Here is a 15,325-nt window from a genome sequence, read left to right as displayed (position 1 = left end):
GGGATGCCGGTGCGGCGCGCTGACGCTCTCAGGAGCGGCGCCGGCGAACGAGCACGAAGCCCGATCCGAGAAGCACGGCTGCAAGGACCAACACGGCCAACGTCGGGCCGCCGGTGTCGGGCAACGAGAACCCGCCTGAGCTACCTGCGTCACCCGTTTCGTCGGGCCCGGATCCGGTGCCAGACCCCTCACCGTCAGACCCGCTGCCACCGCCGGGACCGTCGCCTTCGTCGTCCGACCCGGTCGGGACGACCTCGATGGTGACCGTGCCGGTCACGCCCGTGGCTGGGTGAGTGGCCGTGATCGTGTGAGGGCTGGCCGTGGGGAACCTCACCTGGTTGCCCTCGACGACGTCGGTCTCGACGCTGGAGCTCAGCGTGACGTCGGACGTGACGTCGCCGAGCGGGTTGCCGAGACGGTCGGCCCCGGACGTGGTGAACGCGAGAGTCCCGCCCTGGTCGACGCTCGTCGCGGACGGCTCGACCGTCAGCGCTGCGATCGGCCCCGCCTCGACGGTGAGGGTCACCGACGGTGAGCTCGAACCCGCGACGTTCTCCGATCCCGGGTAGACCGCCTGGAGCTCCACGGGGCCGGGCCGGGTCGTGACGCTCGCCGGCAGCAGCACCGAGGCCGATCCGTTGATGAGTGTCCCTTCGGCCACGACGGTGGACCCCGACCGGATCTGGACCGCGCCATCGGCTGTCGCGTCACCGGCGTCGACGGTGATGCGAGCCGCGACGTCCTCGCCGGCCACGGTGCGTTCTGGCAGCTCCAGCTCCGTCGCGGACTCCGCCTGACGCACCTGGATCTGGAGCGTGTCGCTGGAGGTGACGAAGGACTCGTTGCCGCCGTAGCGCACCGTCAGGTCGTGCGACCCCACGGACAGGCCCGGTACGTCGATCGACGCCCGGCCGTCGGCCAGCGCGGCTCGGCCCAGGACGGTCTCACCCTCCACGACCTCGACCCATCCCGAGGGCGCGCCCTCGGCGGAGGTCACCTGCACCTGGACCGGCACCGTGGAACCGAACGGCACGTCGGCAGGTCCTGTGGCGCTGGTGGTGGTCTCCAGGAGGTCCGCGTCGATGCTCGGCACCGTCAGGTCGTAGGGCTCCTCGACGTTGCCGGCGCGGTCGACCGAGCGGAACGTCAGCGTCGTCTCGTCGTCTCCCACGGCGATCGGCCCGTCGTAGGTGGTGAAGTCCGCGTCGGGCGTCAGGCGCACCTCGATGGACGCCAGTCCGGACGTCTCGTCGGCGGCTCGCGCCGTCACGGTTCGATCCGTCGGGTCGACCTGGGCCGAGGAGACCGGGGTGGTGGTGTCGATCTTGAGGTTGACGGTCTCGGTGGGCGACGTCTCGTCGTCAGTGACCGCCCGGGCGAACACCTCGTGCTCGCCATCGGTGCTGATGCTGATGGGGCCGTCGACCGTGGCCCACGCACCGCCGTCGATCCTCAGCTGTGCCTGCGATCCCTCGGCGCCTCCGGCTTCGGCGGTCACGGTGACGGCGCTGGTCCACCAGCCCTGCTCGCCGGTGGGCGTGGCCGGGTCGACCGTCGTCACGACCGTGGGAAGCTCGGTCTGTGTGGTGCGCACGATGACACCTGGATCTGGCGTGAGCGAGATCGAGTCGGCGTTGACGTTTCCGCTGTCGTCGCCCCGGTAGCACAGGCCGATCTGATCACCCGAGGCGACGGCGAACCGCGTCGCCTCGGTGTCAGCCCAACGCTTCCAACGATTGGAGTCCTGGCCCTGGTTGGGGAAGGAGATCTTGCTGTCCTGAGAGCCGATCGACATGGTCAGCTGTCGATCCAGTGGCTCGATCACCATGCCGTTGGCGAACCTGACGCTGGCGAGGAATCGACCCGATCCAGCGGCGGAGGGATCGACCTGCACGCAGGCGCCCGCCGCGGTGTAGGCCTTGACGAAGCCGGTCCCGGTGTAGCCGGCGTGCTCCTTGCTCACCGAGGTGCCGCCCGTCAGGGTGCCGGACTCCAACTCCAACACCTCGGGTCCGTTCTGCAGTCGCGTGACCAGCGAGCGGAGCTCGGAGACGGCGGGTGAATCGCCGGCGCTGGTGACCTTGGCCTGCAAGGCGGCCAGTGCCGATATCTTCGCGGACGCGTCGTCGCGGATCGCAGCTCGTGCGGCCGCAGCCGCATCTTCGCGCCAGGCCCGCGCGGTCTCCGGTGCGAGATCCCCGGCGATCTCGGCTGCACGGATGAAGGAGAGGGCCCTCATGAGGCCGATCGGCTCACCCAGCCACCGCTCGACCTGTGCATCGAGCTCGGCGAGGGCGTCGTCGCGCACCAGCTCTGGGCTCGAGGACAGCAGCTGGAGGCGCACGCTCTGCATCTTCAGCTCGACGGCTGTCAGGTCACCGCCGGCTGCCTCTTCCACCGCACCTTGCAGCAGGCGCTCGATCCGCTGGCCGACCTCCGGGTCCAGATCGCCGGAGGCGATGAGATCGGTGGCCAGATCGATCAGATCCTGGTCGGGGAATGGCAGGAGCTGGACCTCGATCGACTCGCCGGGCGCCGAAGCCCCGTCGCCGATGGCCAGGTCGTGGCTCGGCACGTACGAAGTCGAGGCAGCCGGAAGGGTCATCGTCACCGACGCGTTGCTGGTGCCGTCCATCCGAGTACGTGTGCTGTCGATGCGCTTCCCGTCCAGGTACAGATAGGCCCAGGAGACGCCGGTACCCTCGTTGCCGACGTCAGCGGTCACGGTGATGTCGCGGGACAGCGGGTCGTAGGACGACGTCGGTGTGTCACGCAGCGTCAATGAGGCCGGCGCGAACTCGGGCAGGGACGCGATCTGTTCAGGTGTGGCGGGGCTCAAGCGTGCCGCCTGTCCGCCGGCGGCGACCATCGAGGCGCTCAAGGTGTCGGTCGAGTCGACGATCGTCTGCGTGCGCTTGAGCGCGGTGGGATTGCCCTTCCACGTCGCATCGACCGCATCGGCGAAGACGTCGGCCACGTAGGTGGTGTCAGGGTCGAGGAACGTCAGCGGGACATCGACGGTCCGGTCGTTCTCGTCGGTGATCGCGCCGAGGTACCACGTCTCGTCGCTTCGCCTGGCCGTCACGGTGTAGTCACCGATCTTCGCGTCCAGCACGTCGGACTCGTCCCAGGTCGCTGGCATGTCCTTGAGATAGGCGAAGGCCGTGGGATGGGCGGCGTAGTTCTCGGGGGTGTCGGCCAGCATCTGCAGCGGGCTGAAGAACGTGGTGTAGAGGGCCAGCTGAGTCGCGGTGGTGGTCTGGACCCGGGTCCGCAGGTTGGCGGGGTCCCACGTCACGTCGACCACGCCCGGTGTGTAGTCCGCGGCACCTCCCATCCAGCGGGTGAACGGCAGGATCGTGGCTTGCTCGGGTGGGTTGCCGTTGGCGCCCTTGTAGTTCTGCTGCTCCATGCCCGCGACTCCCTCGCCGGTCATCATGTTGGGGAAGGTGCGGTCCAGGCCGGTCGGTTTGATGGACTCGTGAGCGTTGATCATGATGTCGTGCTTGGCGGCCGTCTCGATGACTCGTCGGAAGTGTCGAACGGCCTCCTGGTCGAAGTGGCTGCGTTGCACACCTCCGAGGATGAACTTGGTGGCGTACCCGGTCTTGATCGAGTTGATGCCCCACTCCTCGTACTGGCTGAAGATCTCTTCCAGATGCTCGTCGTAGTAGTCGACGTTGCCGCGTGTCTCGTTGTGCGCCACGAACCCGACCCCCTTGGAATCGGCGTAGTCGAGCACCTCAGGCAGGTCGAAGTCGTCCATCGGGGTCAAGAAGTCCTGGTTCGCCCAGGACCCGCCGGCGTTGACGTTCCATCCCTCGGCCAGCACGGATCCCGCGCCGGCCTCTGCGGCCAGATCGATGTAGTCCTTCGCCCGCTGCGTGGTCGCGCCGTGGTTCGGGCCGGCGTTCCAGGTGGTGTCGCGGCGCTGCAGCTCCCACCAGACTCCGGTGTACGTCCCGGGTGTGATCCAGTCGGTCGTGTCGTCGACGCCGTCCTCGTCAGAATCCACGTCGCAGATCGCACAGGCGGGGTTCAGGTTGGCGACCAGGTGCGAATCAGCGAGATCCCCGACATCGCGGCCGACCGTGACGGTGCGCCACGGAGTCGAGAAGGCGTCATCGGTGACGTCCAGAACGGCCTTGAGGCCACCGGGCAGTGCGGTGAGCCGGCTCTCCAGGCGCCCTTCGGCACTGTCGTCTCGGCTGAGCGTCATGCTGGGATAGTCGGTCAGGTCTGCCTCGTGGACGCTGAGGAACAGGTCCGAGCCCGACGAGAGCGTGATGGGGGTCTGGGCCGTGTCGACGCTGCTGATGGGTGCGGTGATGTAGTGCCGCTCATCGGCGTTGGAGTCTGTGCCGGCCCTGAGGTAGTAGGCGGTGGCCTCCGACGGCAGGCCGAATCCGGTGAACTCGTCGGTGATGTTGAACTGTCCCAACGAGGCTTGCTGCGGAATCGTGTAGCGCACGCCGACGCCGTCGTCGAACACGCGGATCGTCACGTCGAGCTCGGTGTCGGACGGTTCGTGGACCGCGTGGACGATGGCCTCGGCGTAGTGGTTGCGCACCTCGGAGTCGGTGCCCCACGCGGGCGTCCAGGTCTCGTCCGTGGAGCTGCGGTCCACCGAGACGATGCGCATGTCCTTGGTCAGGTCGATCGACGGCTCGGACAAGGTCATGCCGAGTCCGGAGGGGGCCACGACGGTGGTGTCCTCGTCGCGGACGACCCCGTACGTGAGGCGTCCATCGACCAGACCGACGGTCGCGACCAGCGAGCCGTCCGGCGACTCGACCGACTCACCGGACAGTCCATCGCCCGGGGCAGGTGCCTCGACGGCGGATGCCGGAGTCGAGATCAGCCCCGAGGCGAAGATGAGGCCGCAGGACAGGGTTGCGACGACACGTCGGACCCCTCGGTGGACGGGGACACGATTGAGATGCATGGGGCTCCACTTCCCTCCTGCCGGTGACTCGTTCGGTGTGAGCCACGACACAGCAGTGACCATCAGGCTGACTCACTTCGGTTCTAGCGTCAATAGCGGTTATTAGGAAACTATTCGCACGTTTTACGGAATAATTGAGTTCTGGTCGCTATGGTCGAGCCATGAAGCGCGATGCGAGAGCCGATCGGAGCAGGAAAGAGGTCGTGACGGCGCTCGGGGGGATGTCCGCGGCCACGCGTGGCGATCTGCAGACCGCAACTGGTCTCGGTGCTAGCACCGTGGCCAGCGTCGTGCGCATGCTGATCGCCGAGGGTGTGGTGCGCGAGCTCTCCACAGGTCAGCATCGAGGTCCCGGACGCCCCGCGTCGCGGCTCGTCCTCGACGACCTGCCCGGTCACGTCGTCGGGATCGACATCGGCCATCGACACGTGGCTGTGGCGCTCGCCACGGCAGGCGAGACCGTGATCGACGAACGCTGGGTGGTCAATGACGGGACTCTCGCGGCCAGCGGGCTGCTCGGTATCGCCGCGGCACTGGTCGGCGAATTGGTGGAGTCGAATGCCATCGAGATGTCCAGTGTCCTGCACGGTGTGGTGTGCGTGCCGGCGCCGGTCGAACCCCGCACCGGTTACGTCCCGGACGCGCCGATCATCGTCGATGCCTGGCGTGGCACTCGTCCGGGACGGGAGCTGGCGGTGGCTCTCGGGATACCCGTCACGGCGGCCAACGATGCCAATGCGGGGGCCATCGGTGAGCGCGTGCACGGGGCTGGCAGGGGCGTCGACGACTTCGTCTACCTCAATGCCACGATCGGCATCGGCGCCGGCCTGATCCTCGGGGGACGGTTGTACTCGGGGCCCGATGGTGCGGCCGGGGAGATCGGGCACATCCGCCTTCCCGTGGCGTCTGAGCTCTGCCGATGTGGCCAGCACGGGTGCCTGGAGTCCGAGGCCTCCGTCGCCGCCTTGACTCCCAAGCTGGCCGCCGTGGGGGTCCACGTCCCGAGGGGGACTGGCCTGGGGGTGGTGCTCGAGCGGAACGCCGATCACCCGGCCGTCCAACGCCTCCTCACCCAGGCAGGGCGCGGCCTGGGCAGCGTGCTGGCTGACATCTGCAACCTGCTCTCGCCGTCGTTGGTCATCGTGGGCGGGGAGTTGTCGGCGGGGGGACCGGCGATCCGCGACGGCATCGTCGAGTCGCTGCAGCGCTACGCCTTGTCGACGATCTCCAGCACCGTCCGGGTGGACTTCTCGAGTCTGGGTGCCCGGTCCCAGGTGCTGGGTGCCGTCGCCCTGGCAGCGACGTCAGCTCGCAGTCTCGCGCGCTTCTCCTGACGGGGTGAGAACCGCCGCAGCAGGTCGAGTGCCGGTACGGTCGAGCAGGTTCGGCAGTCGTTGTCTGTGGCGTGGTGCCGTCATCGCTCGAGGTGCCGAGGCGAGCGAGCGAGGCGTCGCAGAAAGTGTTGATTTTTTTCGAGCAAAGCGAGCGAACGTGTGTCACGATAGGACTTCCGTCCTTAGATTTTTCAGGACGTAAGCCACGTGGCCGTGAGGCTGAGGTGAGGCGCAGGGCCGGGGAGTGCCAGGTGTGCCGTCGGTGTCGTTCTCGCGACACGGCACGCCACGCGCCAGCCACTCGGGCCCCTGGACGGGGCAGCTGGATCTCGCGCTGAGGTCATCGCGCACCAGGCAGCACGCCCGCGACGTCATCGTCACGGGTGAGGGGGCGCGATCCCATCTCCGATCCCCAGGATCGGTGTCAGAAAGCGGTTTCCTGATGCGCATGACTTTTCCCCAGGTACTTGATCGGCGACTGCCGCTGGCTGTCGCCGGATCGGCGGCCCTGATCGCCCTTGCCCTCTCGACGGCGCATGCCGCCGATGCGGACACCCCAGTCGGTCTCGGGACCGCTGAACGATTCGCGGTGCTGGCGGGAGCCGGGATCACGAACACCGGCCCCACCTTCATCCAGGGCGACATCGGGTCGTTCCCGACCACCGACCAGACCATAACCGGGGTGACGCTCGACGGCACCAACCAATTCGGAAACGCGGTGACGCAGCAGGCCAAGACCGATCTCGTCGCGGCTTACAACGAGGCTGCGGGCGCCCTGCCGCCGACCAGCGTCGAGACCGAGCTGGGCGGCAAGACGCTGGTGGGTGGGGTGTACAAGGCAGCCACCGAGCTGGGTCTGACCGGCACCCTGACTCTTGACGGTGGGCGCAATGACGGGATGCCGTCGGACAAGGTGTTCATATTTCAGGCCGGCACCACGCTGATCACCGAGGTCGACAGCGAGGTGGTCCTCACCGGAGGAGCGCAGGCCTGCAACGTCTTCTGGCAGGTCGGCTCGGCCGCGACCTTCAAGACCCGGACCGAATTCGTCGGCACCGTGATGGCCTACACCGAGGCCATCACCGCTCAGACGGGTGCGACCTTCGTGGGACGGCTGCTTGCGCGTGACTCGGCCGTCACGCTCGACAGCAACACCATCACACGGCCCACCTGTGCACCCGATGAGGGCGGCGACGATGGGGCTGATGGCGGCGACGACACCGGTGGTGACGACGGTACTGATGGCACCGACGGGACTGATGGCACCGACGGCACTGATGGCACCGACGGCACTGATGGCGGCGGCGGTACGGGTGGTGCCGGCGACGGCTCGGACGATGGTGGGGGCACCGACGGCACGAACGCCGGCGGGGCAGATCGCACGAGCGGCGGCGGAGCAGGCACCTCGGACGGCTCGTCCAGCACCGGCACCTCTGACGGATCGACCTCGTCGAGCGGCACGCTGCCCGACGCCGGCGGATCCAGCCTCTGGCTCCTGGCCGCGGGCCTCGGGACCCTGATGGCGGGATCGGTGCTCATGTGGGGTCGGCGTGCACGAGGACGGCACTCGAGCTGAGACGACACGAGGCCCGGCCCCTCCAGGTGACTGGAAGTGGCCGGGCCTCGTGCTGCTGGTGCCCCTTCGGACTCGAACCGGGAGCTGCTGCATGGGGAGCTGCATGGAAGCTGGACCGTGTGAAACTGCCGCAGTATCAGGAGAATGGGATGACAGCGGCGACTCGCAGTCAGACCCAACTGGAGGCGGGCTTCTGATGATCGGCCTCTCCCGTGGGCCTTGTCGCCTCCAGAATGTTGATGGCCCGATCGATGGACCAGGTCAGGATTCCGCAGGAGTCATCACGTGGTCCAGTGGACCGTACCGGCGCTGGTACTCGGCTTCGAGCTCGCCCAGAACCCGCCCGACACGGTTCGTGCGCAGGTCCCCAGAGGGGTCCTCAGAGTCGTAGACGAAGGTCGACACGCCCAACGGACTGCCGCAGTACTCCACGAGGCCGTGTTCGATCTGGGTCCGCATCGCCTTCTCGTACCCGTGACGGTCGTAAAGACCTTGGTCACTTGCAGCAACGGGAACGACGTGTGTCGTCAGCTTCCCCAGCTGCGGTCGTATGCCTTTCGACGGGTCGTGGTCGAAAGCCCACCCGTTGATGAAGACGCGGTCGATCCACCCCTTGAGCAGCGCCGGCATCGACCACCAGTAGACAGGGAACACCAGAACCACGTCGGTCGCTCGGTCTAGACGAGCCTGCTCCGACGCGACGTCGGCAGGAATGTCCCCGAGGCCCAGGTACGTGGCGCGATCCTCTGCAGAGAAACGCGGATCGAAGCCTTGGGTCGCGAGGTCGGCGATCTCGACCGTCCCCCAGCCCCCTGCGGTTCGTCCGACCTCGGTCGCTATGTGATGTGTGAGTGAACGTGGATCGGCGTGCGCAGTGACAACGAGGGTATGGACGAGAGGGGTGGACATGCCAACAACCTACTAATAGTAGGTTGTCGTCTGCAAGACTGCCCGGATGACGGTGCAACGGCGGATGATGCGCGAGGATCGGCGTGCTCAACTCGTCGAGGTCGCCTTGGCCATCGTGTCCACGGACGGGGCCGATGGGCTGACCTTGGGTCGCCTCGCCGAGCGCGCTGGTGTCTCCAAGCCGGTTGTGTACGACCACTTCGAGTCCCGATCGGCGATCCTGCTGTCGTTGTTCCGCGACTTCGACCGCCGACAGACCGAGAAGCTCGTCGCCGCGCTCGCCGAGGCTCGGCCCACTGTTGAAGACCAGGCCAATGCCATCGCCAGCTGCCACGTGAGGTGCGTGCTCGAGCACGGTGCGGAGCTGAGCAGTATCGGAGCGGCTCTCACTGGTTCGCCCGACCTCGCCGAGGTGCGCCGCCGATCAGAACGCAACTACCTTGAGCTCTGCAGACGCGCGATCGACAGCGCGGCTGGCCGTGCCGTACTGGACGAGCCCGGTGCCGTCGCCTTCCTCGGCGCTGCCGATGCCGTCAGCATCGCAGCCGCCGAGGGGACGATCGACCCACGGAGCGCGGAACGCGCCACTGTCCGGGTCTTGCTTGCGCTGACGGAACGATGATTTCCGGAGCCGCTTCCCGATAGATGCCCCGGGGTAGTGCTGTCGAATCGTCGGGGAGGGCTCAGCTGGGGCGCTGATCATGAATCGAGAGGGCACCGGTGTTCTCACATCGTTCCCGCGAAGCCCTAGAAACGACTCAGCGGGCCTCCCGGTTTCAGAAGACCCGCTGGTCAGTGGTGGTACACCCCCCCGGACTCGAACCGGGAACCCGCTGATTAAGAGTCAGCTGCTCTACCAATTGAGCTAAGGGTGCGCGCGAAGAAGAACGTTATCACCGATGTCGGTCACGCAAAAATCAGCGCTGCTGGGCAGCCAGGAAGTCCAGCAGTGCGTGGGCCGCGTTGTGTCCTCCGATGCCGCTGACCGCGCCTCCGCGCCGGGCTCCGCTGCCGCACACCATGATGCGGGGATGGTCGGTCGAGACGCCCCACCGCTCGGCCGGGAGCGTCGCGGGCTCGGAGTCCCCGAGCCAGGGCCACTGCAGGTCGCCGTGGAAGATGTGTCCGCCCGGCATGTCGAGGGCTGCCTCGATGTCGCGCGGCGACTTGGCCTCGATCCCGAGGATCAGGGGCTCCAGTGGTTCGGCGAGGTGTTCCTGGAGGGCGGACAGCATGCGGGCCAGGGCCCCCTGGGTGGCTTCGTCATCGGGCAGCACCTCATCGGGAGTGTGCAGGCCGAAGTAGGTCAGTGTGTGGGCCCCGCTCGCCGCCAGCTCGGGGCCGAGGATCGATCGGTCGGTGAGCGTGTGGCAGTACAGCTCGCCGGCAGCGCGGTCAGGAATGGCACCTCCGGCGGCCTCTCGCCACGCCGTCTCGAGCTCGGTCAGTGACTCCCCGACGTGCAGGGTTCCGGCGAAGGCGATCTCCGGGTCGATGCCCGAACGCAGGCGTGGCAGACGCGACAGCAGGACGTTGACCTTCAGCTGCGATCCCGATGGCTTGCGAGCCGGGTCCCGGTCGCGCATCAGGTCCAGCACGTAGGGCGCGACGCCGCTGAGCACCCAGTCGGTCTCGAGCGCGAAGGGCTCAGTCTCCGAATCCATGGGGCCCGAACGTCCCTGCACGACGACGCGGTCGTCGTGCGCCTCCACCCGGGTGACGAGGGTGTCCGTGCGAATGACGGCGCCTGCTTCGCGGGCCACCCGCTCCAGCTCGCCGGTGACGGCGCCCATCCCGCCGACGGGCACCCGCCACTGTCCGGTCCCGTTGCCGACCAGGTGGTACAGGAAGCACCGGTTCTGGATCAGGGTCGGGTCGTGCAGCGAGGCGAAGGTGCCGATGAGGGCGTCGGTGCCGACGACGCCACGCACCACGTCGTGAGCGAACCTGCGCTCGATGGCGGCGCCGAGTGGATGGTCGACGATGTCGGCCCAGATCGTGGGGTCGACGCGGGAGGCCACGTCGCCATGTCGCGGTAGGGGAGTGAGGAGCGTGGGGGAGATGGCGTTCGCCAGGGTCGCGACCTCGGCGTAGAAGCGCTGCCACTGCGCGAACTCAGCATCGGAGCCGGTCAGGTCGTGGAAGGAGGCCCGTGTCGCAGGCCCCTCGTGGGTCTCGACCAGCAGACCGCCGTCCCCCACGGGTGTGTAGGACGCGGTGTCGCGCGAACGCAGCTCGAGGTCGAGTCCGAGGTCGGCGATCAGCTGCTCGGGCATCAGGCTGACCAGGTAGGAGTAGCGCGACAACCGGGCGTCGTGGTGCTCGAAGGTCGATGCGCTGATCGCAGCTCCTCCCACGTGGGGGAGTCGCTCGAGCACCTCGACCTGCAGGCCCTCGCGCGCCAGGTAGGTGGCGGCGACCAACGCGTTGTGGCCACCTCCGACGATGACGACGTGCGCGGCGCGGTCCGACATGCCGCCGACCCTATCGACGAGTCGGGCCACTCTCGGTTCCACGCGCGGAACCGCATGGACGGTGGTTGAACACCGAACTACTCTGGTGTGGACCCCGAGGAGCTCCGATGCCCGCCATCACCGTCGACGACCTGACCACACTGCCCCGAGTGGCACCCGCCCCCGGTCAGACAGAGGACCGCGCCCCGATCACGGTCACCACGGCCCCCCAGGGCTACGAGGGAGAGGGTTTCCCGGTGCGCCGCGCCTTCGCCGGTGTCGACCCGGCCCGGCTCGATCCGTTCATCCATCTCGATCAGATGGGAGAGGTGGAGTACCTGCCGGGAGAACCCAAGGGCACCTCGTGGCATCCGCATCGTGGTTTCGAGACGGTCACCTACATGATCGACGGCGTCATGGACCACCAGGACACCCATGGCGGCGGTGGGTCGATCCGCGATGGCGACACCCAGTGGATGACAGCCGGCAGCGGGCTGCTGCACATCGAGTCGCCGCCGGAGTGGCTGGTGACCTCCGGCGGGCTGTTCCACGGCCTGCAGCTGTGGGTCAACCTGCCCCGGGCCGACAAGTGGAAGGACCCGGCCTACCAGGACATCCGCGGGGGTGACGTAGGACTGGCCTCCAGCCCCGATGGTGGTGCTCTGCTGCGGGTCATCGCTGGCGACGTCGACGGTGTCAGCGGCCCGGGCAGCACCCACACGCCGATGGCGATGGTGCACGCCACGCTGGCTCCGGGCGCCGAGCTCGTCGTGCCCTGGCGCACCGACTTCAACGCACTGGTCTACGTGCTCGGCGGTGACGGTTACGTCGGTCGCGAGCGCCGCCCGATCGGTACGGGGCAGCTCGCCGTCCTCGGCCACGGTGAGACCATCACCGTCGGGGCGGCCAGCGGTCAGCAGTCGCGACACCCCACGCTGGACGTCGTGCTGCTGGGCGGAGAGCCGATCCGCGAGCCCCTGGTCTGGGCGGGTCCGTTCGTCATGAACACCCGGGCCGAGGTCAAGCAGGCGTTCGAGGACTTCCAGAAGGGTCGTCTGGGCACGATCCCGATGACGAGGGTGCCGCACGGTGACGTCGGCGGTCAGCTGGGCTGAGGCTCGAGGCGCCAGCGCCCATCTCACGGTGATCCAGCGCCTGACGCGCCTCGGCGTTAGGCCACATGTCGCATCGGCTGGTTGACTGGGAGTCATGCGATCTGTCGCCCTCTCACCCAGCACCCGTCAGTCCGCCCTCGACGAGATGGGGGCCCATCAGCTCGACGTCCTCGTGATCGGTGGGGGAGTGGTCGGCGGTGGCGCCGCACTTGACGCAGCCACCCGTGGCCTGTCGGTCGGTCTGGTCGAGGCCCGCGACTTCGCGTCGGGCACGTCGAGCCGCTCCAGCAAGCTGATCCACGGCGGTCTGCGCTACCTGGAGATGCTGGACTTCCGGCTGGTGGCCGAAGCACTGTCCGAGCGCGGTCTGCTGCTCGACAAGCTCGCCCCGCACCTGGTGCACCCCGTGCCGTTCCTGTACCCCCTGCGGCACCGCGTCTGGGAGCGCTTCTACGCCGGTGCCGGCGTGGCGCTGTACGACTCGATGGCGGCGCTGTCCGGTCGGGCACGCGGCGTCCCGCACCACCGACACCTCACCCGTCGCGGGGCCCGCCGACTGGTTCCTGCGCTCAAGCGCGATGCCTTGGTCGGCGCCCTGCACTACTACGACGCCCAGGTCGACGACGCCCGTCACACCATGTTCTTGTCCCGCACCGCAGCTGCCTATGGCGCCCATGTCGCCAGCCGTACCCGTGTCATCAGCCTGCTGCGCGAGAGTGATCGGGTGGTGGGTGCCCGGGTCAAGGACCTCGAGTCCGGCCGGGAGTTCGACGTCCGTGCCCGTCAGGTCGTCAACACCACCGGAGTGTGGACCGATGACGTCCAGTCCATGGCGGGTGAGCGAGGTCAGTTCCACGTGCGCTCCAGCAAGGGCGTCCACCTCGTCGTGCCGCGCGACCGCATCCGCAGCGACTCGGGCCTGATCCTGCGCACCGAGAAGTCCGTCCTGTTCGTCATCCCGTGGGGACGGCACTGGATCATCGGCACGACCGACACCGACTGGTCGCTGTCGAAGGACCATCCGGCCGCGAGCCGCAGCGACATCGACTACCTGCTCGACCACATCAACGAGGTCCTGATCGAGCCCCTCACCCACGACGACGTGGAGGGCGTGTACGCCGGCCTCCGGCCCCTGCTGGCCGGAGAGGACGAAGCGACCAGCCAGCTCTCGCGCGAGCACGCCGTCTCCACGACCGTCAAGGGACTCACCGTCATCGCCGGCGGCAAGTACACGACCTACCGGATCATGGCCAAGGACGCGATCGACGCAGCCGTGCACGGCATGGCCGACCAGCTCGACCGCATGGTGCCGGCGTCGTGCACCGAGGACGTCCCGCTGCTGGGAGCCGACGGGTACGACGCGGTCTGGAACCAGCGCCACCTGTTGGCCTCGGCCAGTGGCCTGGGCGTCGGGCGCATCGAGCACCTCCTCAAGCGGTACGGCTCGCTCGCCCACGAGCTGCTCGACCTGATCGCCGAGCAGTCCGACCTCGGTGACGCGCTCACCGGCGCCGACGACTACCTGCGGGCCGAGATCGTCTATGCCACGAGCCACGAGGGCGCGCGTCACCTCGACGACGCCATCGCTCGACGCACCCGCATCTCGATCGAGACGTTCGACCGCGGCACCACGGTCGCCGAGGAGGTCGCCGACCTGATGGGCGGCGTGCTGGGATGGACCGACGAGCAGCGCGCCAACGAGGTCACGCACTACCTCTCACGCGTCGAGGCCGAGCGCGAGAGCCAGACCATGCCCGACGACGAGACCGCCGACGCCGCCCGCATGGGCGCGGGCGACGTCGTGCCCGTCTCCGTCGCCGGGGCATGATGGCGTGGTGAAGCGCAGAGCCAAGCCTGTCGAGGAGACGATCGCCGACTACGACGTCCGGTCACCGGCTGCGCGCACCGTGCTCACGGTGGCCGGCACCCTGGCCGGGGTGGTCGCCATCGCGGGCATCGTCCTGGGACTGTCGTTGCTGGCCAAGGACACGCGGGTCGCAACCAGCGAGGTCGACGTCAGCGAGAGTGCCCAGCTGCGTTTTGTCGGCACTGAAGCCAATCTGCACATCGTGGAGGGCGAGGACGACCTCCTGGTCATCACGTCCAGCGTCACCAGCGGTCTGCGCAAGACCGACTACCAGCTGGGCCGACGCGGCGACGAGATCCGCATCATCAGCGGATGCCAGGAGTGGCTCAACCCGGGGTGCGGTGTCGACGTGACCCTGAAGGTCCCGCCAGGGCTCCCCCTGGAGATCGTCACGACCACCGGCGACGTGGACGCCACGGCCATCAGCCAGGGCGTCCTGACGGTGGGGTCGACGACCGGCGACATCACGGCCTCCGAGCTCGGCGTCGACGAGTTCTCGGCCTCGACGTCCTCCGGCGTGGTGTCTGCTCAGTTTGCCGAGCAGCCCTTCGCCTTCAAGGCCACCACCATCGACGGTGCCGTCGATGCCGTCATCCCCTCCGGCGACCGCGCCTACGACGTGACGACCCGGAGCGAGTCCGGGCGCGTCCGGTCGGATCTCGACTCGACGGCCGAGGGTGACGGCTTCGTGCGCGTCACCACGATGACCGGCGACATCACCCTCAGCACGCCGTAGGCGGCACTGGCCTCAGGGCCGCACGACGAGCGACGCGATGCGGCCGATGATGATCCACACGATGGCAGCCAGGCCCCAGTTGAGGAGGGCGTTCTTGGTGATCGCACCGTCTCCGCTGAAGGCGAAGATGCCGTCCTGGCGGGCCAGGGGACCGTCGAAGAAGCCGGCAACGTCGGTGACGAACTCGACGATCGAGTTGCCGTTGTTGATGCTGCCGCGCACCGCGATGAACAGCGCTCCGAGCGCCAGGATGACGGCGATGGCCGTGCAAGCGAGCTGGAGCGCTCGTGCGAGGAGAGTTCGGACGTGAGCGGTCTGGGAGCGAGCGGTGCGTTCAGCCATGCGCTGACCCTAGCGGTCCGCGCCGGGTTCGGCCCTCCGATTGGCAGG

Annotated in this window: 10 protein-coding genes and 1 tRNA gene; 6 read left to right on the top strand and 5 right to left on the bottom strand. The window is 68.1% G+C overall.

Annotated elements, in window-relative coordinates:
• Positions 1-28: 28 nt before the first annotated feature.
• Positions 29-4,945 (bottom strand): glycoside hydrolase family 97 catalytic domain-containing protein, encoded by a 4,917-nt coding sequence (locus ACHAA3_RS04510; RefSeq protein WP_435707750.1) that lies wholly within the window; start codon positions 4,943-4,945, stop codon positions 29-31.
• 161 nt (positions 4,946-5,106) lie between these two features.
• Here ACHAA3_RS04510 and ACHAA3_RS04505 point away from each other — a divergent pair, with 161 nt between their 5' ends.
• The gene (locus tag ACHAA3_RS04505) at positions 5,107-6,279 is read left to right on the top strand and encodes an ROK family protein (RefSeq protein WP_435707749.1); all 1,173 of its coding nucleotides are present in this window, start codon (positions 5,107-5,109) and stop codon (positions 6,277-6,279) included.
• Between the two features lie 448 nt (positions 6,280-6,727).
• Positions 6,728-7,855: an ice-binding family protein gene (locus tag ACHAA3_RS04500; RefSeq protein ID WP_435707748.1), complete on the top strand. Its 1,128-nt coding sequence runs from the start codon at positions 6,728-6,730 to the stop codon at positions 7,853-7,855.
• Positions 7,856-8,116: 261 nt separating this feature from the next.
• Here ACHAA3_RS04500 and ACHAA3_RS04495 read toward each other — a convergent pair whose 3' ends face one another.
• Positions 8,117-8,764: an NAD(P)H-dependent oxidoreductase gene (locus tag ACHAA3_RS04495; RefSeq protein WP_435707747.1), complete on the bottom strand. Its 648-nt coding sequence runs from the start codon at positions 8,762-8,764 to the stop codon at positions 8,117-8,119.
• Between the two features lie 46 nt (positions 8,765-8,810).
• Here ACHAA3_RS04495 and ACHAA3_RS04490 point away from each other — a divergent pair, with 46 nt between their 5' ends.
• A complete protein-coding gene (locus ACHAA3_RS04490; RefSeq protein ID WP_435707746.1) occupies positions 8,811-9,386 on the top strand; it encodes a TetR/AcrR family transcriptional regulator in 576 nt (191 codons plus the stop codon).
• 177 nt (positions 9,387-9,563) lie between these two features.
• Here ACHAA3_RS04490 and ACHAA3_RS04485 read toward each other — a convergent pair.
• A tRNA-Lys gene (locus ACHAA3_RS04485) sits at positions 9,564-9,639 on the bottom strand.
• Between the two features lie 42 nt (positions 9,640-9,681).
• Positions 9,682-11,238 carry a phytoene desaturase family protein gene (locus ACHAA3_RS04480; protein WP_435707745.1) on the bottom strand — a complete coding sequence of 519 codons (1,557 nt, stop codon included), beginning with the start codon at positions 11,236-11,238 and terminating at the stop codon, positions 9,682-9,684.
• Between the two features lie 107 nt (positions 11,239-11,345).
• Here ACHAA3_RS04480 and ACHAA3_RS04475 point away from each other — a divergent pair, with 107 nt between their 5' ends.
• The 3 genes from ACHAA3_RS04475 to ACHAA3_RS04465 all read left to right on the top strand — a co-directional run bounded on the left by ACHAA3_RS04475 (position 11,346) and on the right by ACHAA3_RS04465 (position 14,935).
• Entirely contained in the window at positions 11,346-12,332 is a 987-nt protein-coding gene (locus tag ACHAA3_RS04475; RefSeq protein WP_435707744.1) for a pirin family protein, read from the top strand.
• 94 nt (positions 12,333-12,426) lie between these two features.
• Complete coding sequence (locus tag ACHAA3_RS04470) at positions 12,427-14,160, top strand: glycerol-3-phosphate dehydrogenase/oxidase (protein ID WP_435707743.1); 1,734 nt, start codon at positions 12,427-12,429, stop codon at positions 14,158-14,160.
• A gap of 7 nt (positions 14,161-14,167) precedes the next feature.
• Entirely contained in the window at positions 14,168-14,935 is a 768-nt protein-coding gene (locus tag ACHAA3_RS04465; protein ID WP_435707742.1) for a DUF4097 family beta strand repeat-containing protein, read from the top strand.
• Between the two features lie 12 nt (positions 14,936-14,947).
• On the opposite strand, the gene ACHAA3_RS04460 is transcribed toward ACHAA3_RS04465, so the two are convergent.
• The gene (locus ACHAA3_RS04460; protein WP_435707741.1) at positions 14,948-15,277 is read right to left on the bottom strand and encodes a hypothetical protein; all 330 of its coding nucleotides are present in this window, start codon (positions 15,275-15,277) and stop codon (positions 14,948-14,950) included.
• Between the last annotated feature and the right edge of the window lie 48 nt (positions 15,278-15,325).

This window comes from Aeromicrobium sp. CF3.5 (assembly GCF_051262695.1).
GTDB lineage: Bacteria > Actinomycetota > Actinomycetes > Propionibacteriales > Nocardioidaceae > Aeromicrobium.
The sequence above is the reverse complement of the archived record's forward strand: the minus strand, read 5'-3'. Positions and strand labels throughout refer to the sequence as shown.